This window comes from Leuconostoc falkenbergense (assembly GCF_045801155.1).
GTDB classification, from domain to species: domain Bacteria; phylum Bacillota; class Bacilli; order Lactobacillales; family Lactobacillaceae; genus Leuconostoc; species Leuconostoc falkenbergense.
This window is the reverse complement of sequence record NZ_CP174386.1, coordinates 1,354,918-1,378,985: the sequence shown is the minus strand read 5'-3', so window position 1 is coordinate 1,378,985 and position 24,068 is coordinate 1,354,918. Positions and strand designations below refer to the sequence as shown.

Annotated in this window: 23 protein-coding genes; 20 read left to right on the top strand and 3 right to left on the bottom strand. The window is 40.0% G+C overall.

Annotation, left to right across the window (positions count from 1 at the left end; genetic code table 11):
- The first annotated feature begins 26 nt into the window (after positions 1–26).
- Both ACI3ES_RS06835 and ACI3ES_RS06830 read left to right on the top strand, forming a co-directional pair.
- Complete coding sequence (locus ACI3ES_RS06835; RefSeq protein WP_114666782.1) at positions 27–557, top strand: GNAT family N-acetyltransferase; 531 nt, start codon at positions 27–29, stop codon at positions 555–557.
- Positions 558–691: 134 nt separating this feature from the next.
- Positions 692–1,297 carry a nitroreductase family protein gene (locus ACI3ES_RS06830; RefSeq protein WP_114666781.1) on the top strand — a complete coding sequence of 202 codons (606 nt, stop codon included), beginning with the start codon at positions 692–694 and terminating at the stop codon, positions 1,295–1,297.
- Between the two features lie 13 nt (positions 1,298–1,310).
- On the opposite strand, the gene ACI3ES_RS06825 is transcribed toward ACI3ES_RS06830, so the two are convergent.
- A complete protein-coding gene (locus tag ACI3ES_RS06825) occupies positions 1,311–1,694 on the bottom strand; it encodes a ribonuclease HI family protein (protein ID WP_080519167.1) in 384 nt (127 codons plus the stop codon).
- A gap of 167 nt (positions 1,695–1,861) precedes the next feature.
- On the opposite strand from ACI3ES_RS06825, the gene ACI3ES_RS06820 reads away from it, so the two are divergent.
- The 6 genes from ACI3ES_RS06820 to ACI3ES_RS06795 are packed head-to-tail and all read left to right on the top strand — an operon-like array spanning position 1,862 to position 7,606.
- Entirely contained in the window at positions 1,862–2,251 is a 390-nt protein-coding gene (locus ACI3ES_RS06820) for an EbsA family protein (protein ID WP_114666780.1), read from the top strand.
- Positions 2,241–3,179 carry an RluA family pseudouridine synthase gene (locus ACI3ES_RS06815; protein WP_114666779.1) on the top strand — a complete coding sequence of 313 codons (939 nt, stop codon included), beginning with the start codon at positions 2,241–2,243 and terminating at the stop codon, positions 3,177–3,179. The genes ACI3ES_RS06820 and ACI3ES_RS06815 overlap by 11 nt, the downstream gene beginning before the upstream one ends.
- Positions 3,169–3,696 carry a bifunctional pyr operon transcriptional regulator/uracil phosphoribosyltransferase PyrR gene (gene pyrR / locus ACI3ES_RS06810; protein WP_004910867.1) on the top strand — a complete coding sequence of 176 codons (528 nt, stop codon included), beginning with the start codon at positions 3,169–3,171 and terminating at the stop codon, positions 3,694–3,696. The genes ACI3ES_RS06815 and pyrR overlap by 11 nt, the downstream gene beginning before the upstream one ends.
- Before the next feature lie 59 nt (positions 3,697–3,755).
- Positions 3,756–4,835 carry a carbamoyl phosphate synthase small subunit gene (locus tag ACI3ES_RS06805; RefSeq protein WP_036067859.1) on the top strand — a complete coding sequence of 360 codons (1,080 nt, stop codon included), beginning with the start codon at positions 3,756–3,758 and terminating at the stop codon, positions 4,833–4,835.
- On the top strand, positions 4,816–7,329 hold the full coding sequence (locus ACI3ES_RS06800) for an ATP-grasp domain-containing protein (RefSeq protein ID WP_142511625.1): 2,514 nt from the start codon (positions 4,816–4,818) through the stop codon (positions 7,327–7,329). The genes ACI3ES_RS06805 and ACI3ES_RS06800 overlap by 20 nt, the downstream gene beginning before the upstream one ends.
- On the top strand, positions 7,310–7,606 hold the full coding sequence (locus ACI3ES_RS06795) for a hypothetical protein (protein ID WP_114666777.1): 297 nt from the start codon (positions 7,310–7,312) through the stop codon (positions 7,604–7,606). Before ACI3ES_RS06800 ends, ACI3ES_RS06795 begins: the two co-directional genes overlap by 20 nt.
- Before the next feature lie 32 nt (positions 7,607–7,638).
- On the opposite strand, the gene ACI3ES_RS06790 is transcribed toward ACI3ES_RS06795, so the two are convergent.
- A complete protein-coding gene (locus ACI3ES_RS06790) occupies positions 7,639–8,850 on the bottom strand; it encodes an MFS transporter (protein WP_114666776.1) in 1,212 nt (403 codons plus the stop codon).
- A gap of 342 nt (positions 8,851–9,192) precedes the next feature.
- Here ACI3ES_RS06790 and ACI3ES_RS06785 point away from each other — a divergent pair, with 342 nt between their 5' ends.
- Together ACI3ES_RS06785 and dtd are read left to right on the top strand one after the other, a co-directional pair.
- Positions 9,193–11,430 carry a bifunctional (p)ppGpp synthetase/guanosine-3',5'-bis(diphosphate) 3'-pyrophosphohydrolase gene (locus ACI3ES_RS06785; RefSeq protein WP_114666862.1) on the top strand — a complete coding sequence of 746 codons (2,238 nt, stop codon included), beginning with the start codon at positions 9,193–9,195 and terminating at the stop codon, positions 11,428–11,430.
- A gap of 221 nt (positions 11,431–11,651) precedes the next feature.
- Positions 11,652–12,098 carry a D-aminoacyl-tRNA deacylase gene (gene dtd, locus ACI3ES_RS06780; protein WP_114666775.1) on the top strand — a complete coding sequence of 149 codons (447 nt, stop codon included), beginning with the start codon at positions 11,652–11,654 and terminating at the stop codon, positions 12,096–12,098.
- 6 nt (positions 12,099–12,104) lie between these two features.
- Here dtd and plsY read toward each other — a convergent pair whose 3' ends face one another.
- The gene (gene plsY, locus ACI3ES_RS06775; protein ID WP_114666774.1) at positions 12,105–12,722 is read right to left on the bottom strand and encodes a glycerol-3-phosphate 1-O-acyltransferase PlsY; all 618 of its coding nucleotides are present in this window, start codon (positions 12,720–12,722) and stop codon (positions 12,105–12,107) included.
- A 177-nt stretch (positions 12,723–12,899) separates the two neighbouring features.
- Here plsY and parE point away from each other — a divergent pair, with 177 nt between their 5' ends.
- From parE to infB, 10 genes are all read left to right on the top strand, one after another.
- The gene (gene parE, locus ACI3ES_RS06770; RefSeq protein WP_114666773.1) at positions 12,900–14,966 is read left to right on the top strand and encodes a DNA topoisomerase IV subunit B; all 2,067 of its coding nucleotides are present in this window, start codon (positions 12,900–12,902) and stop codon (positions 14,964–14,966) included.
- A 51-nt stretch (positions 14,967–15,017) separates the two neighbouring features.
- Positions 15,018–17,456, top strand: coding sequence for a DNA topoisomerase IV subunit A (gene parC / locus ACI3ES_RS06765; protein WP_407631954.1), 2,439 nt, complete (start codon positions 15,018–15,020; stop codon positions 17,454–17,456).
- 49 nt (positions 17,457–17,505) lie between these two features.
- Positions 17,506–18,414 (top strand): manganese-dependent inorganic pyrophosphatase, encoded by a 909-nt coding sequence (locus ACI3ES_RS06760; protein WP_114666771.1) that lies wholly within the window; start codon positions 17,506–17,508, stop codon positions 18,412–18,414.
- Positions 18,415–18,575: 161 nt separating this feature from the next.
- Positions 18,576–18,725: a 50S ribosomal protein L33 gene (gene rpmG, locus ACI3ES_RS06755; protein ID WP_002815032.1), complete on the top strand. Its 150-nt coding sequence runs from the start codon at positions 18,576–18,578 to the stop codon at positions 18,723–18,725.
- On the top strand, positions 18,725–18,994 hold the full coding sequence (rpsN, locus tag ACI3ES_RS06750) for a 30S ribosomal protein S14 (protein ID WP_004910882.1): 270 nt from the start codon (positions 18,725–18,727) through the stop codon (positions 18,992–18,994). The genes rpmG and rpsN overlap by 1 nt, the downstream gene beginning before the upstream one ends.
- A 259-nt stretch (positions 18,995–19,253) precedes the next feature.
- Positions 19,254–19,730: a ribosome maturation factor RimP gene (gene rimP, locus ACI3ES_RS06745; protein ID WP_114666770.1), complete on the top strand. Its 477-nt coding sequence runs from the start codon at positions 19,254–19,256 to the stop codon at positions 19,728–19,730.
- A 23-nt stretch (positions 19,731–19,753) separates the two neighbouring features.
- The gene (gene nusA, locus ACI3ES_RS06740; RefSeq protein WP_004910886.1) at positions 19,754–20,854 is read left to right on the top strand and encodes a transcription termination factor NusA; all 1,101 of its coding nucleotides are present in this window, start codon (positions 19,754–19,756) and stop codon (positions 20,852–20,854) included.
- A gap of 57 nt (positions 20,855–20,911) precedes the next feature.
- Positions 20,912–21,208, top strand: a complete 297-nt coding sequence (gene rnpM / locus ACI3ES_RS06735; protein ID WP_010295225.1) for an RNase P modulator RnpM — start codon at positions 20,912–20,914, stop codon at positions 21,206–21,208.
- Complete coding sequence (locus ACI3ES_RS06730) at positions 21,198–21,518, top strand: ribosomal L7Ae/L30e/S12e/Gadd45 family protein (RefSeq protein ID WP_114666769.1); 321 nt, start codon at positions 21,198–21,200, stop codon at positions 21,516–21,518. The genes rnpM and ACI3ES_RS06730 overlap by 11 nt, the downstream gene beginning before the upstream one ends.
- Positions 21,519–24,026, top strand: coding sequence for a translation initiation factor IF-2 (infB, locus tag ACI3ES_RS06725; protein ID WP_036067849.1), 2,508 nt, complete (start codon positions 21,519–21,521; stop codon positions 24,024–24,026).
- The last annotated feature ends 42 nt before the right edge of the window (positions 24,027–24,068 follow it).

The window sequence follows — 24,068 nt, the reverse complement described above, 5'->3', positions numbered from 1 at the left end:
TAATTATAACTAAAAGGATAATGACTATGACAACAGTTTTCATGCGGCCAGCCATCAAGTCAGATTTAAAAGCAATTGCAACTCTTATTGATGGCGCCCGTCAATTTCTCAAATCGCAAGGCCTATCACAATGGCAATCTGGCTATCCAAATGAAGAAACCGTTGCAACAGATATCGCATTAAATCGTGGCTATGTATTGGTTGTGGGCAGTGAAGTAGCTGGGTACACAGCATTACTTGCAGGAACAGACCCAGTATATGAAGCAATTACAGATGGCCAGTGGCTTTCTGAAGCTGACGATTATATCAGTATTCACCGTTTTGCTATCTCGGATGGTTTTCGTGGTCAAAAGTTGGCGCAACGCTTTATGACAGCTATTTTGACATTATGCTATGACAAGAAACAATTCGATGTGAGAATTGATACTCATCCAGGAAATCATCCGATGCAGTCCGTTATTACAGGCAATGGTTTTGAAAAACGAGGCGTTGTCTATATTAATGAAGGGCAAGAAATTAATGGTGAACGATGGGCTTATCAATTGATTTTGTCATGATGATTAACCATAAAAGTGCCACACGTCTCAAAACGTGTGGCACTTTTAAAATGTAAAAAATTCATATTTGCTATTTACTTACTTAAAATAAGCGGTTATAATAAAACTATATTAATTTGATAAGGGGTCAACAGATGACATCATTTACAGAATTACAACAACAGCGGCGGACAATTTACGGACTGGGTCGAAATGTTCAGCAAACACCAGAAGAATTATTTGACCTCGTCAAGTCAGCAGTTCGTCAAGCGCCAACTGCATTCAATAATCAAACGGTGCGCAGTATTGTTTTGACTGGTGATGCCCATGAAAAGCTTTGGGACATTGTCGCAAAACGTTTAAAACAAGAAGTACTCGATGAAAGCGCTTATCAAGCAACTTTAGCAAAAATTAATGCGAGCTTTAAGGCTGGATTTGGTACCGTATTGTTTTTCACAGACACTTCGATTGTGAAGTCATTTGAAGAAAATATACCACTTTACTCAGAAAATTTTCAGGATTGGTCTGAACAAGGTCATGGTATTGCGGAATACGCTACTTGGTTAGCATTAACAGAAGCAGGATTGGGCGCTTCCTTGCAACATTATAATCCATTGATTGACGATGAAGTGGCCAAAGCTTTTGATGTCCCTAGTACATGGCGTTTACGTGCGCAATTAGTATTTGGATCTATTGAAGCACCAGCTGCTAATAAAGATTTTGTCGAAGATAATGAGCGTTTTAAACATTATAGTAAGTAAAAAAGCAAAACGATTAGCGTTTTGCTTTTTTTAACGCTTGCATTGCGAGCTGATGAGCGCCCTGATTTTGCTTTTCAGGTATCCAATTGACTAGAACCAAAGGATATTCAGTTAATAAGGTCATAATTTGATCAACATAAGACTGATAATGTTTGGCGTATTTTTTTTGAATGGCGTCAGCGACGATTTTTGAATCGGTATAAATCTGTAAATTATCAACCATAGGTAGCTGTTTGATACTCCAGATAAGTCCCATAAATTCGGCTTCATGGTTATCAGCGCTTTGAGGTAAAGCCTTTTTGAGTTGTTGCTGTTGTTTGTTAATAATTAAAACTGCGCCAACTGCTGATTGTCCGTCATGCACGTTTCGGGCGGCGTCAACATAAAGTGTCATCATGTCCAAAATCCTCTAAAATTGTTTACAATCCCTAGTATAACAGAAGTTAGGTGTCTAAAAAATTATCGCTTTGATATTGGCGAGCTAACTTTTGTTTGTCATCATTTTTTTAATATCAAAAATCTGGTAGAATAGGTTACGAATACGTTTATAGAAAAGAGTTTCACATGGTACCAAAACGCGGTTATTTTCAGCCAATTGATTCTGTCGGCCTCATGAGTTGGTTATGGTGGGGCGTATTTTTAATGTTAAGCTTCATTATTTGGAATGAAATTGGCTTCAAGTTTGATATTTTTCCAATTGCTAGCATTTTAGTAGTGGTCTTAGTGGGCCTGTTAATGATTATTCGTAGGCGCGTTTATTTGGCCGGCTCACAAATTTTTTTGAGGCGTATTTTAATGGCTGAATACGAAAAAGTTAAGTTAGAAGATATTGATAATTGGCAAATAAAGGGACGAATTTTGTCTTTTGAACGCGCAGATCGCAAAAGAAAATACCTATTAAGTCGCAATGTTGCAGAACAAATTAAAGGATATAAAGATACGAATGGTAGATAACATAACGATTAACATTGTTGATCAGGTTGGGCGTATTGATGGTGTTTTGGCAAAAGAAACGTTACCATATTCTAGGACAACACTTTCAGAATGGCTGGTAAATGGCAATATTTTAGTCAATGGCAAACAAGTGAAAAGATCTTACAAAGTATCTTCAGGTGATGTTGTCACAATTACGCCGCCAGAAACTAAAGACACTGAAATTTTGGCTGAAAATATACCGCTTGATATTGTATATGAAGATGATGATTTGTTAGTCGTTAATAAACCACAGGGCATGGTTGTGCATCCGGCTGCCGGCCATACAAGCGGTACCTTGGTGAATGCTCTAATGTATCATTCACCACTGTCTACTATTAATGGTGAATTGCGGCCGGGCATTGTGCACCGCATTGACCGCGACACCAGTGGTTTGTTGATGGTTGCTAAAAATGATGTTGCTCATCAAGCACTGTCAGCACAATTAAAGGCTCATAAAAATCAACGTATCTATATTGCACTAGTTCGCGGCGAATTTCAGGAAGATACTGGCACCATTTCGGCACCGTTAGCGCGTCATAAAGTTGATCGTAAAAAGCAGGCTGTGACTGAAGGCGGACGAGAAGCCATTACACATTTTCAAGTCTTAAAACGGTTTGTCGGCTATACACTATTGCAAGTTCGTTTAGAAACCGGACGTACACATCAAATTCGTGTTCACATGACTTATATTGGGCACCCTATTGTCGGTGATCCGGTGTATGGTAATGCACAAAAGTTAGCAAATGTTACACTGAATGGTCAGCTATTACATGCAAAGACCTTGTCATTAACGCAGCCAACGACAGGTGAACAGTTAACGTTTGATAGTGTACTCCCAGATTATTTTGATAAAGCGTTAGCAACATTAACACCTATTATTCGAAAGGATGAAAACAATGGCAAATAAAGAAGTTTTAGATAATGCCTCTTTGCAAAGAGCGCTAACTCGTATTACATATGAAATCATTGAGCGAAACAAAGGTGGAGAAGACCTCGTTTTGGTTGGTATTAAAACACGCGGTGAGTTTTTGGCACATCGCATTGCCGATCGACTAGAACAACTTGAAGGTGTTCGTATACCAGTGATGGCGATTGATATTACTAATTTTCGTGATGATATCCCAGATCATCATGATGATCTGGGACTGAATCAAGCTGAACGGTTAAACATTTCTGAAAAAAATATTGTGCTGATTGATGATGTACTGTTTACTGGACGAACAATTCGTGCAGCATTGGACGCCTTAATTCATATTGGTCGTCCAAAAACGATTGCCTTGGCTGTTTTAGTGGATCGTGGTCACCGAGAATTGCCAATTCGTGCAGACTTTGTTGGAAAAAATATTCCAACAGCTCAGAATGAAAAAATCAAAGTATTTGTACAGGAAATTGATGGCAAGGACGCCGTGGAAATTGTCCACTAAATTGTAATTTGTTGGTTATCTTGATGTTAGATCATGACAACTTTGGAGTGTGGTATTTTATGAAAAGACATTTAATCTTAGAAGACGGGACTGTTTTTGAAGGTCTTGGTTTTGGTGCACCTGCTACGACGTTTGGTGAAATCATCTTTCATACTGCCATGACTGGTTATCAAGAAATCATTACAGATCCGATATATGATGGTCAAATGATTGTATTTGCTATGCCTGTTATTGGTGCGGCAGGTATTCATGCTGAAGCTTATGAGTCTGTCAAGCCCGCCATCAGGGGAATGATTGTGCACGATTTGGCGGAAGTTTCGGTTAATCGACAGCGCCGTATGAATTTAGACCGTTTTTTGAAGCAACATAACATACCTGGTTTATATCAGGTTGATACACGTAAATTAATTCGTCATTTGCGAGAGACTGGCCCACAAAAGGCTACCATCGTTGATTTTGCAGACGATCACGCGGTGGATCAATTGGTCGCTACGGTGTTGACAAACAAGCAAGTACAAAATACGGCAACACTCAAACCTTATGCTAATCCAGGGCGTGGACGACATATTGTTGTCATTGACTTCGGTTTAAAACATGGCATTCTGAGAATGTTGGGTGATTATGATGCCAATGTTTCTGTATTGCCATATACAACAAGCGTTGACGAGGTGCTCACACTGGATCCTGACGGTATCATTTTGTCCACGGGACCTGGTGATCCGCGCTCATTACCAGATAGTGTATTGACACTAATTCGCGTTTTGCAAACAAAGGCACCATTACTAGGCATCGGGTTAGGTCATGAGTTATTTGCACTAGCCAATGATGCCACTTTGGCACCGCTATCGTCGGAACATCATGGGATGAATCATCCAATACAAGAAATCATTTCGAGACAGATTTTCTTTGCGATGCAAGGGCAAGGTTATGCTGTTGATAATGACTCAATTGATCGCAAAAAGTTATTTGTTACTTATCGCGATTTAGTAGATGGCGCCGTGCAAGGTTTGAGACATCGTGAATACCCCGCTTTTAGTGTACAATTCTTCCCTGATGCAGCGCCTGGCCCCTTAGAAGCCACAGCAGTCTTTGCAGATTTTTTTGAAACGGTGGAGGACTATGTCGAACATCACAGCTAACAATGTATTATTTATCGGTGCAGGTGCTAACGATTTTGGTCGTGAAGCAGAGTATGATGCAGCCATTTATCAAGTCATGCCAGAACTGCGTGGTCATGGCGTTAATGTCTACCTGATTGATGAAAACCCTTACTCATTGTCGTTGGAAAGTCTTGCGGCAACGGCTATTTGGCAACCTCTAACTGTTGAAAACATTAAGGCGGTCATTAAACAGTATCAAATTGATACTGTGTTACCACTTTTCGGTGGTGAAAGGGCGTTACGTTTATGGTCGCAAACAGTGCAGGCGTGGTCACATGGCGATGGCCCAGTTCCTCAAACACTTGGACTAACCATTGACATGTTATTGCGTGTTAATAACGTGGCCGTTTTGACAAGTATGATGGCCGATGCTGGTTTACCGGTAATTACGAATCACGTTGCCAAGGCACAAGAAGACGCTAACGAACTATTACGTGAAATCAAGTTACCATTGATGGTACGTGCCTTGCACCCAAATCAGGCCAACACACGACAAATTGTTGAGCGATTAGATGAATTTGAAACGGCTGTCAAGAGTGCTAAGAGTCAGTCAATGACACAAGAAATCGTGATTTCAAGAGCTATTAATGGCATGAAAGAAATCAGCCTTGAAGTGTTACGAGATTTTCGAGGCAACAAAATGCAAATTGGAGCTAGTGAAGATATGGATCCAATTGGGATTCACACTGCTGATTCCTTGAGTGTATCACCGACACTAACGCTTTCAGACCAAATTTTAGAAAAAATGAGATTTTATGCCTTTCAGGTTGCCGATTTATTGGAACTAAGGGGTGTACTGCATGTCCAGTTTGCTGTTGATGATTTGACGAATGCTATCTATATTATCAAGATATCACCTTATATAGATCAAATGGCCAGCCGCATGGCGTTGGTAACAGGATACCCTGTTATGCTGGTTGCAATCAATTTGGCAATGGGTGTTGCCCTTGAAGAAATTGTTTTATCCCATGATTTTGGCAAAAAAATGGCGATGATGGAACCGATGATGGATCACGTCACTGTTAAATTACCGATTTTTCCCTTCGGTGAATTGGAACAAGCAGGCGTTTCAGTTAATCGTCAGCTCAATAGTATTCAAAAATCTGTCGGATCGACAATTGGTTTTGGACGAACATTTATCGAAGCGCTTGAAAAAGCCATTCGTTCAGCCCACTTTAATAACGCAAGTTTTTCACCAACCAATATGAGTCATAGCTCAGATGATGCATTGATTCAACAATTGATTCATCCGGAAGACAATCGTGTTTTACTCTTAGTTGAAGCCATTAAGCGTGGTTATGAAATTGATGAATTGGCTGAATTAACTAATATTGACGAATTCTTTTTCTACCAATTACGCCATTTGTTAAAGTTAGAATTAGAAGTTGAACAACAAGTTGAAAGTGTTGAGGCGTTGCGACGTGCGAAAAAATATGGTTTGTCAGACGGCTTGTTAGCACGATTCTGGCGGACTAATTTCAAAAATATTGCAACATTAGCACTCGAAAATCATATTGAACCAACTTTCAAAGCATTAGAACCATCTGCTGGTGAATTTCCAGAAAATGCCAGACAATATTATTCAACTTATGAAGAGGAAAATGAATCATTGCCAGTTAGTGAAGATACTGTCTTAGTGATTGGTAGTGGTGCATTCCGAATGGGTGATGCCGCCGCTGGTGGTTATGCAACCACGATTGTTTTGTCGGAATTAAGACGTTTACAATATCACACCGTGATTATGAATAATAATGCAAGCGATGCCACCTTACTACAAAATCTGGCTGACAAGCAGTATTTGGAACCCTTAGAAATATCAGATGTTATGAAAGTAGTGGCACTTGAAAAGCCAATTGCTATCATTGTGCCTGGCAATCGACGTAAATTGATTGATGCCTTAGCTGATTTGAAGCAAAATGTTTTAATTTTGCCAAAAGAAAAGCACGTACCGAATGGACCAGATGACACTGAAACGGAATTCGCACTAAATGTCTTTTCCGATGGGCATAACATTTATCCAATCAATATTACGCAACACATGACTGGTGAGCTACGTATTGTACCAGAAATTGCGCAACTGCCGATTCAACTGGCGCAAACACATTTAGAAAATCCTGGTGTTTACCAAGTAATTTGGTATCAGGATACTTCAGAATGGGTAAAACATGTTGATGTGCCTGATATTTCACATGATACATGGTTGCGACCAATGCCATTTGGCCAAATGGCATTCATGAGTAAGGTGATGCAGGTGCAATGGTTGCGTATGACAGTGAGAGCATTGTTGGCAAGAATGACGTCGCAGGACAGTGAACTATTAACTAATGTCAATAAATTAACTTTACAAGCAGATGTTGCTATGATTGCTTCAGACATTAACTATGCCTTACACTTGCAGCCAACACAGATGATTGATGGCACGCGTTTTGAGATTGGGGTAGGTATTAAATACGATGAGCAAATCAAAATATGAGACATACTTATACACAGGTGTTTTAGTTGAACAGGATGCTTCTGGACGATACATGCCAAAAAATGGTGCCAAGCCAAATATTTGGCGAACAGGTAAGCATACAAAGGGTAAATATGCTAATTTTGGACAAGTTTTTTTGACTGAAAATAACCAAACTATCGCTGTTATAGCAGTAGAAAAATTACCTTTCAATCAACGTCATAATTACACGCCAATGCAACGATGGACATCAGAAACTGTTGATAGCGATTTGTTATTACCATACAAAAAAGCGTAAACACGACATGTGTCTACGCTTTTTTTGAAGTCTCATTTTTTTTGAGTAATTTTGACGTTAAAATTAAATAAAATAGCATTGAGGATAATTAGTAGGGCACTGAAAATAAAAATGCCTCGGTAATCAAACATACTAGCAATCAGGGCACCAAACATAGGGCCCATCACACTACCAAGAGCTTGAAAGCTTTGATTATAACTGAAAATGCGGCTAGTCATGGCCATTGGTGAATTTTTAGAGAGTAGCGTTTGTACGGCAGGCAACATCGTAGCATCACTAATACCGACAATAAATCGAAAGACCATTAACATAAAAATACTCGTGACAAATGCTGTTGGGACAAAGGCCACAACGGCAATCATGAACCCGATTTTAATCATGCGGTCAGTACCGACACGATCACCAATTTTACCAAATTGCGGGGCGGCTATAACCGTTGCCACACCAGGCATGGCCGCGACCACACCAGCTATGAACGTTGTATTAGAAGCATTATGAGTTAATTCACGAACGAACAAACTCACAATAGGATTAATTGACGTGTTCACAGTTTGAACTAACATGGTCGTAATGAACAAACCTAGAATGAGTTGTTTATTTGGAACGGCGTGCCAAAGTTGTGCTGTGGAAGCACGAGCGGTTCGAGGCGATATTTTAACAGGTTCTTCCTTGACTAAAAATAGTGTCAGTAGAAAAACGAGGAATAAAATGACACCTGTGATGTGAAATGACATGCGATAAGAGACTAGCGAAGCTAACGTGCCACCAAACAATGGACCAAGTAAGTTACCAGCTGTCATACCAGTAACTAAAATACCTAAAGCGTGACCAGCATGCTCTTTTGGCGTTTGGGTGGCAATCAAAGCATTTGAGTTAGAAACAAAACCACCCATGACGCCTTGCAACGCCCTTAAAGCAAATAGTTGCCAAACATTACTGACATAACCCATCAAAAATAATACAATTGCCATACCTAGCGCAGCGCGCAGCATCATTAGTTTTCGACCTTTGCGGTCTGCTAGTTTTCCCCAAAATGGTGACACAACTGCCGTTACCAAAAAGGTTATAGCGAAGACAGCACCAGAGTAAAACGTGAGCTCATTTTTGTTAAAATCACCTAATGTGTCAATGTATAAGGCCAGAAACGGTATTACCTCGCTCAATGCAATGCCAGTCATGAAGACGCCAAACCAGAGAACAAAGACATTACGCTTCCAAAGTGTACTTTCAGAATTTTCAGACATAAATATTACGCGAACTAATAGTAAATTTAAGCGATTAATACTATTAAAAACGATGTGTTGTTAAGGGTGAACCTTAGATGTAACATCATCGATACGCGACCTCCTTAACTTAGTATGTTATAAAATGATATAAACTATTATTCCATTTTATCCCTAAATGTTAAAATGTGCACATTTTAAACCTTGACTTGTGAATAAATTAAATTTTGACTATAATTGATGTACGTTTAAAAAGCGTTATTAAGGTATTTTGCGGTTTTAAAAATAGTGAAGTATCTTCCTGATTATATGAAGGGAAATGAGCGCGAAAAGTGATATTATTTGCGCTTACAAAGTAATGATATGGCAAGAACAAAAGATTATACTGGACAAGAAGTGCTTGATATGGTTAATGAATACATGTCAAGCGAAGATGCTCAAAAAGTTAAAGCGGCTTATGAATGGGCAACAGATTTGCATAAGACACAAAAGCGCAAATCAGGGCAACCTTACATTATTCATCCAATTCAAGTTGCGGGAATCTTGGCTGAATTGAAAATGGATACCGCCACAGTTATTTCAGGTTATTTACATGATGTTGTCGAAGACACGCCAGCGACATTGGCAGATGTACAAGAACGTTTTGGTGATACGATTGCTCAAATCATTGATGGTGTGACCAAAATTAGTAAAATTCAATACCAAAGTTCACAAGAACAATTGGCCGAAAATCATCGTAAATTACTTTTGGCAATGTCAAAAGATATTCGAGTGATTATTGTTAAGTTAGCTGACCGTTTGCATAACATGCGGACACTTGGCGCCTTGCGTGATGATAAGCAAAAGCGAATTGCTAATGAAACGCTTGACATCTATGCACCTTTGGCTGATCGTTTAGGAATTAGTGCAATCAAGTGGGAATTAGAAGATTTATCATTAAGCTTTATCAATCCTGAACAATATCATCGCATTGCTTCTTTGATGAATATGAAACGTGATGAGCGCATTAGTTATGTCAATGAGGCTGTTAAAGAAATTGAAAATGCAATTCATGAATTAGAATTACAAGATGTGGACGTCAACGGACGACCTAAGCATATTTATTCAATCTATCGTAAAATGACTGACAAACACAAGGCGTTTGAAGAAATTTATGATTTGTCAGCTGTCCGAATTTTAACCGATTCTATTCCCGATACCTATGCAGTTCTAGGTGCTATTCATTCTAAATGGACACCAATTCCAGGCCGATTTAAAGACTATATTGCGTTACCTAAAGCCAATGGTTATCAGAGTTTACATACCACAGTAATTGGACCTGGTGGACGTCCATTAGAAGTCCAAATTAGAACGCATCATATGCATGAAGTTGCTGAATTTGGTGTGGCTGCTCATTGGGCCTATAAACAAAACAAAGGTTCTAACAAAGAAGCTAACGTCAAGGATAAAAACCAGCAAACATTAAATGTGATACAAGGTATTCTAGAGCTTCAAGAAAATGCCAAAAATGCTGAAGACTTCATGGATAGTGTGCAAGGCGACCTATTTTCGGATCGTGTGTATGCCTTTACACCTCGAGGAGATGTTTTTGAACTGGCCAAAGGTGCTGGACCATTAGATATGGCCTTTTCAATTCATACAAACGTGGGCATTAAGACCACGGGTGCTAAAGTTAATGGTCGCATTGTACCGCTTGATTACAAAATTAAAACTGGTGACATTATCGAAATCACCACGTCAGCTAATGCCAAACCAAGTCGCGATTGGCTGGAGTTAGTGTCAACACGTCGGGCTCGTAATAAAATTAAGCAGTATTTTAAGCAGCTTGATCGTGATGATAATATTGAAGCAGCTCGAGAATTATTGAGTAATAGCATTAAAGATGGTGGTTATAATGTCAATGATATATTAACGGCAGACAATATTCAGGAAGTCTCTGAAAAAATGCACTACCACTCATCGGATGATATGTTAGCTGCGATTGGTTTTGGTGATGTTGCCTTACCTGGTGTTGTCAACAAACTTACGGAAAAAATACGTGAGGCGCAGCAAGAAGCAGCGGCACAAGAGCTACAACGTGAAATGCTTGAAGAAGGACATGGCATTAAACGTGATGAAACAGCCTTTACTAAGCGTCAAAAAGCCTCTGCCGATGATATTGTCATTGCAGGCGTTGATAACCTGTTGGTTAGATTAGGACGTTGTTGTACACCAGTTCCGGGGGATGCTGTAAAGGGTTATATCACTAAAGGACGTGGCATATCTGTTCATCGACTTGGTTGCCCCAACATTCGTGCTGCTGAAGCACAGGGACAACGGCTAGTTGATGTCGCATGGGAAGATGATTCTGGCTTGAAACCTAATTATGACGCTGATCTAACTGTTCGTGGAGAAAATCGTAATGGCTTGCTGAACGATGTTTTGCGAAGCGTCAATGGTCGTACTAAATATGTTAACTCAGTTAATGGTCATGTGACAAAAAATGGTATGGCACAGGTCGCGTTATCATTAGGTGTGCGCAATGTTGAGCAGTTAACCATTATTATGGATGCACTCAATAATTTACCTTCTGTATATGATGTTGAACGCGCATTTCATTAATGAGTTCGTTTTGTAACGCGATAAAAAAGATTTATCTGCAGATAAATCTTTTTTTGCTATAAATGTGGTTAATGTTCTTTGTAATTTTGTGTGATTAAAATAAGACACTGGATGCTTTATTAATAACGGCACATGCTGCCTTATTATGATGGCGCTTGAAACACAACGCTATTTCACGTATCATGATAACAATAAAAGATATACTTAAAAATGGAGACAATATGAGAGTAGTAGTACAACGGGTTAAGCAAGCGGTCGTAGCCATTGATGGTCAACCAACTGGTCAAGTTGGGCAAGGATTTGTCCTTTTAGTAGGTATTAGTGATCATGATACAGAGGCTGAAATTGATTACCTTGTTCGTAAGATTACAAATTTACGCGTTTTTAGTGATGATAATGGTCAGATGAATTTGAGCCTTAAAGATATTAATGGTGGCATATTGTCAATTTCACAATTTACATTGTACGCAAATACCAAAAAGGGTAATCGACCAAGTTTTACTGACGCCGGTGCACCCGATTTTGCAGAGAAAATGTATGAACTGTTTAATGAGCGTTTATTGACAACCGGTGTATCAGTCGAAACGGGTACATTTGGTGCTGATATGCAAGTAACGTTGACCAATGATGGCCCGGTAACAATTATTTTTGATACCAATCAAAAATAAAAACGCTCATTTCTGAGCGTTTTTTTTGTGATGATAGTACCAACCAATCGAAACAAGACTTTCAGTGCCATTTTTAATACGTGATAAGTTAGCACGATGACGATAGAAAACAAAAATAGTTAATACGATAGCAATCAGTGTTAATATCCAATCATGAAAGTAAAAGGAAACCACCGTTGCAAATCCAAATCCAATCATAGAACTCAGAGAAACCATCGAACTAATTAATAGAGCGATGACAAACACTGCAGAGACCATTAAAAAGAAAGGTGGATTATAGGCTAGTAGTACGCCGGCCGAAGTTGCGACCGCTTTGCCACCTTTGAAACCAATCCAAAACGAATAGGTATGACCAAGAATCGCACCTAATCCAATTATCATTGGATTAATGTTGCTTTGAAATAATAGAGGCAGTAGTCCAGCTGCTGTTCCTTTAAGTAAATCAAGAATCAAAACAGTGATACCTGCTCGAACGCCTAAAACACGGAATGAATTTGTTGTGCCAATATTTCCGGAACCTTCGTCACGAATGTCTTTATGATAAAAAATTTTGCCGACCCAATAGCCTGGCACTAAAGAACCTAATAAATAGGCCAAAATAAACATGGTAATGGTGGTTAACATAACTTAACTCCTTTAACTAAAAACCATTTATTAGTTTACCATAAAAGCACTTAGTATATGCCATAACTAATCAATTTTAAAATATTACTACTTGTCAGAATACATTTTTTAATCTATTATAAAATAGATTGACATTAACGCACGAACACTGGTTCGTGTTTTTAAGGATAAATAAACATGCCAGAAAAAAATCATTATGATTCAGATTCAATAAAAATTTTAGAAGGATTGGAGGCCGTTCGAAAAAGACCAGGGATGTATATTGGCTCAACTGACGGTCGCGGTTTACATCATTTAGTGTACGAAATCGTTGATAATGCGGTTGATGAAGCTTTAGGTGGCTTTGGAAATGATATTCGTGTGACGATTCACCCTAACAATGCTATAACCGTGCAAGATTTTGGCCGTGGGATGCCGGTAGGTATGCATGAATCAGGCAAACCAACACCAGAGGTTATTTTGACAGTTTTGCATGCCGGTGGTAAATTTGGGCAAGGCGGTTATGCGACATCAGGCGGTTTACATGGTGTTGGGTCATCAGTTGTGAACGCCTTATCGGAAAGTTTACAAGTAACGATTGTCCGTGATGGACACAAATGGGAAGAAGACTTTATTAATGGTGGGAATCCTGTTGGCACACTGCGTGATTTAGGTAAAACAAAAGCGCATTCTGGTACAACAGTAACCTTTAAGCCTGATCCAACGATATTTAGCGCCACTGTATATAAGTATGAAACGTTGTCAGAACGGTTACGTGAATCAGCCTTCTTAATGAGTGGTGTTAAATTCACATTGACAGATGAGCGAGTAGATCCAGTTCGCGTTGAAGAATATCATTATGAAAAAGGGTTAGAAGCATTCGTTGGCTTTTTAAATGAAGACAAAGAAACCATCGGACCAGTCATGACTTTTGAGGGTGAGCAAGAAGGTATTGTGGTTGATGTTGCTGCCCAATATAATGACGGCTACTCAGAAACCTTGCTGTCATTCGTCAACAATGTGCGAACTCAAGATGGTGGCACACATGAAGTCGGTTTTCGAACTGCATGGACAAAAGCATTTAACGAATATGCCCGAAAAGTTAATTTGTTGAAAGATAAAGATAAGAATTTGGAAGGGACAGATGTACGTGAAGGCCTAGCCGCCGTTATTTCATTGCGTGTGCCAGAACAATTCTTACAGTTTGAAGGTCAAACTAAGGACAAGTTAGGTACACCGGAAGCTCGTGGCATCGTTGATGCGGTTGTCAACGAAACGCTAGGTCGTTTCCTGATGGAAAATGGTGACTTTGGGCAAAGCTTGATTCGCAAAGCAATCAGAGCGCGTGAGGCACGTGAAGCAGCACGTAAGGCGCGTGACGAAAGTCGTACTGGCAAATCAAAGGGTGCTAAAGATCGTTTGTTGTCAGGTAAATTAGCACCAGCACAATCAAAAAATGCCGACAAAAATGAGTTGTTTTTAGTTGAGGGTGATTCGGCCGGTGGCTCAGCTAAACAAGGTCGAGACCGTAAGTTTCAAGCGATTCTACCCTTACGTGGTAAAGTCTTAAATACTGAAAAGGCGAAATTAGCCGACATTTTGAAAAACGAAGAAATATCAACGTTAATCTATGCAATTGGCGGTGGCGTTGGAGCTGATTTTAAAGTAGATGATGCCGCATTCAGTAAAATTATTATCATGACTGATGCTGATGATGATGGGGCTCATATTCAAACTTTGTTACTCACCTTTTTCTACAAGTATATGCGGCCATTGATTGAAGCAGGTCGCGTATATATTGCGTTGCCACCACTTTATCGCGTTAAATATTCATCTAAAAAGATTCCCGATCAATTTGCATGGACCAACGATGAACTTGAGCAAATTACCAGCAAACGTGAGGCACGTTACGAACTGACACGTTTTAAGGGATTGGGTGAAATGAACGCAACATTACTCTGGGAAACAACAATGGATCCTGAGTCAAGAACATTAATTCGTGTCAAAATTGATGACGCTGTACTTGCTGAAAAGCGGGTAACGACCTTGATGGGTGATAAAGTCGAACCAAGACGTGACTGGATTGAAGCTAATGTCCAATTTACATTGGATGAAGCTGGTTCTATTTTGGATACAGTTGAAGGGGATACTAAGTCAAGCGATGTTTTCGAAAAAGCACGTCATCATGAGTCGCCAAGTAGTGAAACAATTACTGCAGCCAAGGAACAGGGACCGGTGATTACATCATGGCAAAATGACGATTAAGTCACGCAGTCGTTATTTTTACAGTTATAAATCAAGGAGAACCAAAGTTAAATGGCAGATCGTATAACTGATCTATCACTGGAAACAGTGATGGGAGAACGCTTTGGGCGTTACTCCAAATATATTATTCAAGAACGCGCATTACCAGATATTCGTGATGGTCTAAAACCAGTTCAGCGACGTATCTTATTTGCGATGGATCAAGACGGCAACACGTATGATCATCCATACCGTAAATCGGCAAAATCGGTTGGTAATGTGATGGGTAACTTTCATCCACACGGGGATTCATCAATCTATGAGGCGATGGTTCGCTTATCTCAAAGTTGGAAAGTGCGTGAACCATTAATTGATATGAACGGTAACAATGGTTCAATTGACAATGATCCAGCTGCTGCCATGCGTTACACAGAAGCACGTTTATCCAAAATTGCCGGTGAGATGATGGCTGATTTGGGACAAGAAACGGTTGACATGGTGTTGAATTTTGATGATACCACCTATGAGCCAACAGTTTTGCCGTCACGTATTCCAAGTTTATTTATCAACGGTGCGACCGGTATTTCTGCTGGTTATGCGACTGAGATTCCGCCACATAATCTCAAAGAAATCAATTCTGCGTTGACTTACTTGCTGGATCATCCAGAAGCAACGTTATCACAATTAATGCGTTACGTTAAAGGTCCTGATTTTCCAACAGGTGGCATTATTCAAGGCTTGGATGGTATCAAAAAAGCTTATAAGACTGGACGCGGTAAAATTGTTGTTCGCGCTAAAACAGCTATTTCAACGCTGAAAGGCGGGAAACAAAAAATTGAAGTTACTGAATTGCCATACGAGGTTGTCAAATCAACATTAGTTTCTAAAATAGATGCTATTCGACTTAATAAAGAAGTTGCTGGTATTGCTGAAGTGCGCGATGAGTCTGATCGTGAAGGCATGTCCATCGTCATTGAACTTTCAAAAGATGCGAATGCTGAAGGTATTTTAACGTATTTGTTCAAAAAGACTGACCTACAAATATCGTATAACTTTAACATGGTCGCCATTCATGATCAGCGACCTGTTCACGTTGGCCTAAAGGACGGTTTATCTGCTTTCTTGGACTTCCGAAAAGAAGTTGTCCTAAAACGATCTGCATATGAATTAGCAAAAGCTCAGGCGCGGCAACATATTGTTGAAGGCCTAATTCGCATGCTATCAATTTTGGACGAGGTTGTGGCGACGATTCGTGCTTCAAAAAATCGCAAGGATGCGACGCAAAACTTAATCGACAAGTTTCAATTTACGCAACCACAGGCGGAAGCAATTGTTACCTTGCAGTTGTATCGTCTAACAAACACTGATGTCACGCAATTAGAGGAAGAATTTGCGCAATTAAATGACAAAATTGCACGACTGAACTTGATTTTAACGGATGAGAGTGCACTAAAAGATGTGATTCGTGCTGAGATAGCGGCTATCACGAAAGGATATGCTTCTCCTCGTCGTAGTGAAATTGAGGCAGAAGTTGAAACGCTAGTGATTGATACAGCGGTTACGATTGCTGAAGAAGATGTCCGTGTATTGGTCTCACGAAATGGCTATTACAAGCGTTCATCGATTCGTTCATATAAAGCTTCAGATAACGAAAATGGCTTGGCGGATGATGATTTAACAATATTTGAGGGAACCCTCAATACCACGGTGCATTTGCTGATGTTCACTAATAAAGGGAATGTCATTTATCGACCAGTTCATGAGTTACCTGATACCAAATGGAAAGATACAGGTGAGCATTTTTCTCAGCAGCTTTCTAATTGGGTGAGTGACGAGTATGTCATCGAAGCAATAGCACTTACGGATATTGACCAAGGTGGCGATTTCTTATTAGTAGCCAATGATGGTTATATTAAGCAAACGTCAGTTTCAGATATTGTGCCGAAATCATATAAGAAAAAGTCAGCCATGGCGATTAAACTAAAACAGGAAACGAGTTATTTAGTGAACGTTGCTTATGTTGATAAGGTTGCTAAACAGGACGTATTGTTACTATCTCATAATGGTGTGGGATTGCGTTTTGCATTGTCTGACGTACCAGAAATTGGTGCGCGAACGGCAGGTGTCAAGGCGATGGATTTGCGTGATGGAGACACCATCAAAGCAGCACTATTAATTACTGATAACCAACAAAAAGTTGCAATAGCCGCAACAAATGGGGCGTTTAAGTATATGCCCGTTTCTGAAATTAGCCGTTCAAAGCGTGCCAACAAGGGACTGCTGATTTTCACTCAAAAGAAGACAGTAGCTTATCATGTGGCAACAGCAACAATTTTTGACGAGACAGTCACTGCACTGTCAATCCTGACAACGCGCTATCAAGTTCAAGAAATTCAATTGAGTGATTACCGACCATCTCAACGGATAGGAAATGGTCAGTATGTTGTAGATGTTGATAAAAATGGGAGACCATGGATAATGACACCGCTAACATTGGTAACGACAAATTGACAATTTTTTGTTAAAATGAAACTATATTAATCTAGGAGATATAAAATTCATGGCTAAGACTTTAGTTTTTGGGCACAAAAACCCTGATACAGACACAATTGCTTCGGCGATTGCCACATCTCATTTGTTACGTCATCTATACAACTGGGACACAGAAGCAGTTGCACTAGGGACACCAAACGAGGAAACAAAGTTCGCTTTGAGTTACTTTAAACTAGAAGCACCTCGCGTCATTACAATTGCTGATACCGATGATGTTGTCTTAGTCGATCACAACGAGGCAGCGCAATCAATTGATAATTTAGCTGATGTGACAGTAGCAGCTATATACGATCACCATAAATTCAATTTTTCCAATAGCACGCCACTTTATATTGTGGCTAAGCCTTGGGGTTCAGTAGCTACTATTTTATACTTTGAATTTAAAAATAATGACGTTACAATTCCAGCTAACATAGCTGGTTTGATGGCATCGGCTGTCATTTCAGATACTTTGTTGCTTAAAAGCCCAACGACCACTGAAGCTGATAAAGTTGCTTTGTCAGCTTTGTCAGAAATAGCTGGTCTTGAAGACTATGAAAAGTATGGTTTAGATTTGTTGAAGGCAGGGACTGACCTTTCTTCACGTACTGATAAAGAGTTGATTGATGGCGATGCAAAGTCATTTGACATGGCTGGTCACCAATTCCGCATTGGACAAGTGAACACTGTTGATATTGATGACGTTTTGGCACGCCAAGCGGGTATTGAAGATGCCATCAAGTCTGAAGGCTACGAGGACTTCTTGTTTGTCATTACAGACATTTTGAATTCTAATTCAAAAGCAATTTATCTAGGGGATGCAAACGATGCCATTGAAAGTGCCTTCAATGCGAAATTAGCAGGCAATGTCATTGATTTACCAGGTGTAGTGTCTCGTAAAAAACAAGTTGTCCCACCACTTGAACAACAATTTTAAGATTTTTTAAACATCTTAAGCTGAGATATAAACTTTTACGAACAAAATTTCGTCAAGTTAGAAAAAAGGGCTTTACAGTGCCCAATAGTTCATGTATAATAGTTATTTGTATTGACAAGCAAATAAAAATTTTTAAGAAAACACACTAAGGAGCAAGGATTATGCGTATCCACGTCGTTTTAGGAAATGATGAAACTGGTGAGCGTATTTACTTGACGTCTAAAAACCGTCGTAATACGCCTGACCGCCTCGAGTTGAAGAAGTACTCACCAAAACTTCGTAAAGTAGTGACATTTAAGGAGATTAAGTAATGGCAAAAAAGTCAAAAATTGCTAAGGCACAAAAGCGTGAAGCTTTAGTTGCAAAGTATGCTGAAAAGCGTGCTGCATTGAAAGCATCTGGTGATTTCATCGGTTTGGCTGCTTTGCCAAAAGATTCATCTCCAGTACGTGTTCACAATCGTGATTTGATTGATGGTCGCCCTCATGCTTACATGCGCGAATTTGGTATGTCACGTTTGAACTTCCGTCAATTGGCACACAAGGGTCAAATTCCTGGTGTGCGTAAGGCTTCTTGGTAAGCACTTATATATTATTTAAAAAAAAGCCGGCTTGCGGCTTTTTTATTTGTGAAAACAAACAGTGAATTTGCATTTTTTTCATAAATAAGCTATAATCGAGATAGTTAATTTACATAGCAATTGTAAATGAGCGGGTCACTTTGTAAAAAGAGGCCGGCTCATTTTTTATGAGATTAGCGCTTGCTGTCAATACACACGAACAGGTATTCAAATGTGTACCAAAAATAGTAGTCTGAATTTAGTCGAAAGGAGAAAGCAAATGACCAGTAAAACGGAACAAGTTGTTATAGACTTGATCACACCAATTTTAAAGACTCATGATGATTTGCTGTGGGATTTGGCGATCACTAAAGAAGGTGGTCAAAAGATTTTACGCATACTGATTGACAAACCTAACCATGAATTTATTACGATGGATGAGTTAACAACTTTTACACAAGATGTTAATGAATTATTAGATACGGTTGATCCAGATCCAATACCTGAAGCATACATGTTAGACATTTCTTCACCCGGAGCCGATCGTCCATTGAAAGAGAATTGGCATTTTGAATGGGCGAAAGAAGCAAACGAGAACATAATAGTGTCTCTATTCACCAATAAAAATGGTCAAAAGAGGTGGCAAGGTAAAATTCAGTCGCTTGATCAAGATGGCTTAGTCTTAAAAACTGAAAATGGTGATTTGCCTTTGACTTTCGATGAGATAGCAAAAGCGATATTAGATGTTCAGTTTTAATCGGTAAAAAATGGAGAAATCGAATGAGTAAAGAATTAGTAGATGCACTTGATGCTCTTGAGGCAGAACGTGGTATTGATCGTTCGGTTGTTGTTGATGCTTTAGAGGATGCCCTAAAAGCAGCTTACAAAAAGCAATACAACACCGCCGATAATGTTGAAGCAACGTTTGACGATAAAAAGGGTAACATTAGTATTAAGCAAGTGAAAAACGTCGTCTTAGATGATGATTTGGAAGATGATGAAACTGAAATTTCATTGTCTGACGCTTTGGCTTTGAATAGAGCCTATGAAGCTGGTGACGAAATTCGATTTGATGTCACACCTAAAGACTTTGGTCGTATGGCTGCACAAGCAGCCAAACAAGTGATTGTCCAAAAAATGCGTGAAGCAAGTCGTCAAGCGGTTTATAATAAGTTTGCTGAATATGAAAACGAAATTATTACCGGTGAAGTCGATCGACAAGATTCACGTTTCTTGTATGTGAACTTGCCAGGTAATCAAGAAGCTGTCATGGCCCCCAATGATCAAATGCCAAATGAACGTTACCACATGGGTGATCGTATAAAGGTTTTGGTTAATAAAGTTGAAAATAATGCCAAGGGACCACAAATTTTTGTTTCACGTACAGCCCCTGACTTGGTTAAGCGTTTATTTGAACAAGAAGTGCCAGAGGTTTACGATGGTACGGTTGAAATTATGTCGATTGCACGTGAAGCAGGTGATCGTTCAAAAATCGCTGTTTACACGCATGATGGTGATTTAGATCCTGTGGGCGCTATGGTTGGTCAACGTGGTGCACGTGTTCAAAGCGTTGTCAACGAATTAGCCGGCGAAAATATGGACATTGTGGAGTGGGTTGAAGACGAAGCGCAATACATTGCGAACGCTTTGAATCCTTCTGAAGTCACGGACGTTATTTTTGATTCCGAAAATGACCGCGCAGTGACCGTCATTGTTCCTGATAATCAATTGTCATTAGCAATTGGTAAAAAAGGTCAAAATGCACGTTTAGCAGCTCGCTTGACAGGATTTAAGATTGACATCAAATCAGAAAGTGAAGCGGCCGAATCATTGGCGCAAAAGCCATCTGACGACACACCGGTTGACGAAAGCGAAGAATAATTTGAAAGGATACATGGTGTGTGAAATCACAGATCCCACACCTAATGTTTTAAAACTATGAAACCTCGTAAAATACCAATGCGAAAAGACATTGTGACAGGTGAAATGTTTCCTAAAAAAGATCTCGTTCGTGTCGTTCGCGACAAAGAAGGTAAGGTCACTTTAGATCCTACAAGCAAGGCAAATGGCCGTGGTGCATACATTAGTTTAGATGTGGCCGTAGCGGAAAAAGCTAAACAAAAGCGTATCTTTGATAAAGCGTTTGAGGTGAAAGTGCCTGATCAGTTTTATGACGAACTGATAGCATACGTTGACCATCAGCAAGCGCGTCGGGAGTTGTTCGGTGATCAGTAAGGACGAACAAATCTTAAATTTGCTAGGTTTGGCAATGCGTGCTGGAAAATTAGTGTTGGGAACGGCACCAACTCTTGCAGCTATTCGTGGACAAAAAGTGTCATTGGCATTTTTTCCAAGCGACGGTGGCGCAAGCCAAGCTAAAAAATTAGCCGACAAATCATCGTTTTACAATGTTAGATTAATACAAGACTATACTAAACAGCAATTGACAGATGCCATCGGTGTTAATCGGAGTGTGTTTGCAGTTGCGGATCATGGTTTTAGTCGCAAAATTAAACAATTAATATCAGAAAAGGAGCGGAACTAAATGGCAGAAGAAAAGAAATTCTCAGGCTCAAACCGTCCTGCAAGAAAACAGGCAGTGCCAGAACGTAAGGAATTGCCCGCATCGCAACGACGCCATGCGGCTAAGTTAGCAGATGGTGCAACACCAGCTCAAAATAGTTCACGTCCAGCACGTCAGGGACGTCCAAATAACAATAATGGTCAAGGTCACCAAAACAACGGTAGCCAAGGTCAAAAGCGTACTACATCTCAGAATCGACCAAATAATAATGGTCAGAGTCGTTCAAATACAAACAACGCTAACCGTAATAGTAGCCGACCAGGTTCACGAGTGGCCCCATCTGAAGGCCGTCCAATGGTTCGTGAAAAGAAAAATTGGTCAACCAAGCCACGTGCCGGACAAGTAGATTATTCAGCTAAACCTGATAATAGTCTCAAACAGTACGTGAATGAAAACGAAAAAAAGCGTCAAGCCTCTGAAGCAGTTAAACATCCCAAAAAGGCTGCTGCTAAACCAGCAACGCAACCTAAAGCGCAACCTGCAGCCGCAGCACAACCAGCAACTCCTGCCGCTGGAACAGGTAAGTTTGGTGGTGCACTAGCTTCTGGTAATAACTCTGCGCGTAATAATTCACGCAAGCGTAATACTAATGGAACTGGACAGCAAACGCCACGCCGTAATGATCGACCACGTGGGTCTAAAAAGTCACGTCGTATTGCCGCAAAGCACCAACCAGCAGCACCAGTGACTGTTCGAAAGGAGCAGCCATTGCCAGAAGTTTTGGAATATCGTATTGGCATGAACGTCCAAGATTTGTCAAAACTTTTGCATCGTGATACAGCAGAAATTATCAAAAAGTTGTTCTTGTTGGGAATTGTAACAAATCAAAACCAAAGTTTGGACGAAGATACAATTGAAATTTTGGCTGCAGATTACGGTATTGATGCTAAAGTTAAAGAAGAAGAAGATGTTGCCAATATTGATCGTTTCTTTGATGATGAAACGATTGATGAAAGCAAATTAGTGCCTCGACCACCTGTTGTTACAATCATGGGTCACGTCGATCATGGTAAAACAACTTTGTTAGATTACTTGCGTAATTCGCACGTGACTGAGGGCGAAGCTGGTGGTATTACACAGCACATTGGTGCTTATCAAACTCGTTTGAATGATAAGTTAATCACTTTCTTGGATACACCAGGGCACGCAGCCTTTACAGAGATGCGCGCGCGTGGTGCTAACGTGACGGATTTGACAATTTTGGTGGTTGCTGCTGATGATGGTGTTATGCCACAAACAATCGAAGCGATTAACCATGCCAAAGCAGCCGGAACACCTATCATCGTGGCAGTTAACAAGATTGATAAGCCTGGTGCCAATCCAGATGATGTGATGAACCAATTGATGGCATATGATTTAGTGCCTGAAGAATACGGTGGTGACACAATCTTTGTTAAGATTTCTGCCAAGTTTGGACAAAATGTTGATGAGTTACTGGAAATGATTTTGCTACAAGCTGAAGTGCTTGAACTTAAGGCCGATCCTGATATGCCAGCTCGTGGTTCAGTGATTGAAGCACGTTTGGATCGTGGACGTGGACCTGTTGCGACTGTGTTGGTGCAACAAGGTAGTATGCATGTTGGTGACCCAATTGTTGTAGGTAATACTTATGGTCGTGTTCGAACAATGACTAACGAGCGCGGTGTTGAACTAGAAGCTGCGCTACCAGCAACACCAGTTCAAATTACCGGTTTGAATGATGTACCGCAAGCTGGTGATCGTTTCATCGTTATGGCTGATGAAAAAACAGCTCGTGCAGCTGGTGAAGAACGTGCAAAGCGTGCGCAAGAAGCCATTCGTAATTCAGGTTCAGTCGTTACACTTGATACTTTGTTTAATACAATGGCAGAAAAGGCCATGAAGACTGTTCCTGTTATCGTTAAGGCTGATGTACAAGGTTCAGTTGAGGCACTTTCTGGCTCACTGAAGAAAATTGAAGTTGATGGTGTTCGTGTTGATATTATTCACACGGCTGTTGGTGCTATCAATGAATCTGATGTGACATTGGCCGAAGCATCTGGGGCTGTTATCATTGGCTTCAATGTACGTCCTACGCCATTGGCTAAATCTCAGGCTGAAACGGAAAAAGTTGATATTCGTTTCTACAACGTGATTTATAACGCTATTGATGATGTCGAAGCAGCTATGAAAGGCCAACTTGAACCTGTATTTGAAGAAAAGATTATCGGCCAGGTGGTTGTTAAAGAACTCTTCAAGTTCTCTAAAGTTGGTACCATTGCCGGTGCTATGGTTGAAGAAGGTAAAATTACCAAAGAATCTAAAGTTCGTGTCATTCGTGATGGTGTTGTCGTATTTGATGGTGAGGTTGGCTCACTTCAACGTGGTAAAGATGCTGTGAACGAAGTCAAAATGGGATTTGAATTCGGATTCACTGTGGCCAAGTACAACGATGTTCATGTGGGCGATGTTGTTGAAGCCTATGTGATGCAAGAAGTAAAGCCTAAGTAACCTGGAAACAAATATAATCAATTAAAGAAAAGAGGCATGCAG

Excerpts from the sequence above, each read along its gene's own strand:
- ACI3ES_RS06835 (WP_114666782.1), top strand. The coding sequence starts at position 27 with ATGACAACAGTTTTCATGCGGCCAGCCATCAAGTCAGATTTAAAAGCA.
- ACI3ES_RS06830 (WP_114666781.1), top strand. The coding sequence starts at position 692 with ATGACATCATTTACAGAATTACAACAACAGCGGCGGACAATTTACGGA.
- ACI3ES_RS06825 (WP_080519167.1), bottom strand. The coding sequence starts at position 1,694 with ATGATGACACTTTATGTTGACGCCGCCCGAAACGTGCATGACGGACAA.
- ACI3ES_RS06820 (WP_114666780.1), top strand. The coding sequence starts at position 1,862 with ATGGTACCAAAACGCGGTTATTTTCAGCCAATTGATTCTGTCGGCCTC.
- ACI3ES_RS06815 (WP_114666779.1), top strand. The coding sequence starts at position 2,241 with ATGGTAGATAACATAACGATTAACATTGTTGATCAGGTTGGGCGTATT.
- pyrR (WP_004910867.1), top strand. The coding sequence starts at position 3,169 with ATGGCAAATAAAGAAGTTTTAGATAATGCCTCTTTGCAAAGAGCGCTA.
- ACI3ES_RS06805 (WP_036067859.1), top strand. The coding sequence starts at position 3,756 with ATGAAAAGACATTTAATCTTAGAAGACGGGACTGTTTTTGAAGGTCTT.
- ACI3ES_RS06800 (WP_142511625.1), top strand. The coding sequence starts at position 4,816 with ATGTCGAACATCACAGCTAACAATGTATTATTTATCGGTGCAGGTGCT.
- ACI3ES_RS06795 (WP_114666777.1), top strand. The coding sequence starts at position 7,310 with ATGAGCAAATCAAAATATGAGACATACTTATACACAGGTGTTTTAGTT.
- ACI3ES_RS06790 (WP_114666776.1), bottom strand. The coding sequence starts at position 8,850 with ATGTCTGAAAATTCTGAAAGTACACTTTGGAAGCGTAATGTCTTTGTT.
- ACI3ES_RS06785 (WP_114666862.1), top strand. The coding sequence starts at position 9,193 with ATGGCAAGAACAAAAGATTATACTGGACAAGAAGTGCTTGATATGGTT.
- dtd (WP_114666775.1), top strand. The coding sequence starts at position 11,652 with ATGAGAGTAGTAGTACAACGGGTTAAGCAAGCGGTCGTAGCCATTGAT.
- plsY (WP_114666774.1), bottom strand. The coding sequence starts at position 12,722 with ATGTTAACCACCATTACCATGTTTATTTTGGCCTATTTATTAGGTTCT.
- parE (WP_114666773.1), top strand. The coding sequence starts at position 12,900 with ATGCCAGAAAAAAATCATTATGATTCAGATTCAATAAAAATTTTAGAA.
- parC (WP_407631954.1), top strand. The coding sequence starts at position 15,018 with ATGGCAGATCGTATAACTGATCTATCACTGGAAACAGTGATGGGAGAA.
- ACI3ES_RS06760 (WP_114666771.1), top strand. The coding sequence starts at position 17,506 with ATGGCTAAGACTTTAGTTTTTGGGCACAAAAACCCTGATACAGACACA.
- rpmG (WP_002815032.1), top strand. The coding sequence starts at position 18,576 with ATGCGTATCCACGTCGTTTTAGGAAATGATGAAACTGGTGAGCGTATT.
- rpsN (WP_004910882.1), top strand. The coding sequence starts at position 18,725 with ATGGCAAAAAAGTCAAAAATTGCTAAGGCACAAAAGCGTGAAGCTTTA.
- rimP (WP_114666770.1), top strand. The coding sequence starts at position 19,254 with ATGACCAGTAAAACGGAACAAGTTGTTATAGACTTGATCACACCAATT.
- nusA (WP_004910886.1), top strand. The coding sequence starts at position 19,754 with ATGAGTAAAGAATTAGTAGATGCACTTGATGCTCTTGAGGCAGAACGT.
- rnpM (WP_010295225.1), top strand. The coding sequence starts at position 20,912 with ATGAAACCTCGTAAAATACCAATGCGAAAAGACATTGTGACAGGTGAA.
- infB (WP_036067849.1), top strand. The coding sequence starts at position 21,519 with ATGGCAGAAGAAAAGAAATTCTCAGGCTCAAACCGTCCTGCAAGAAAA.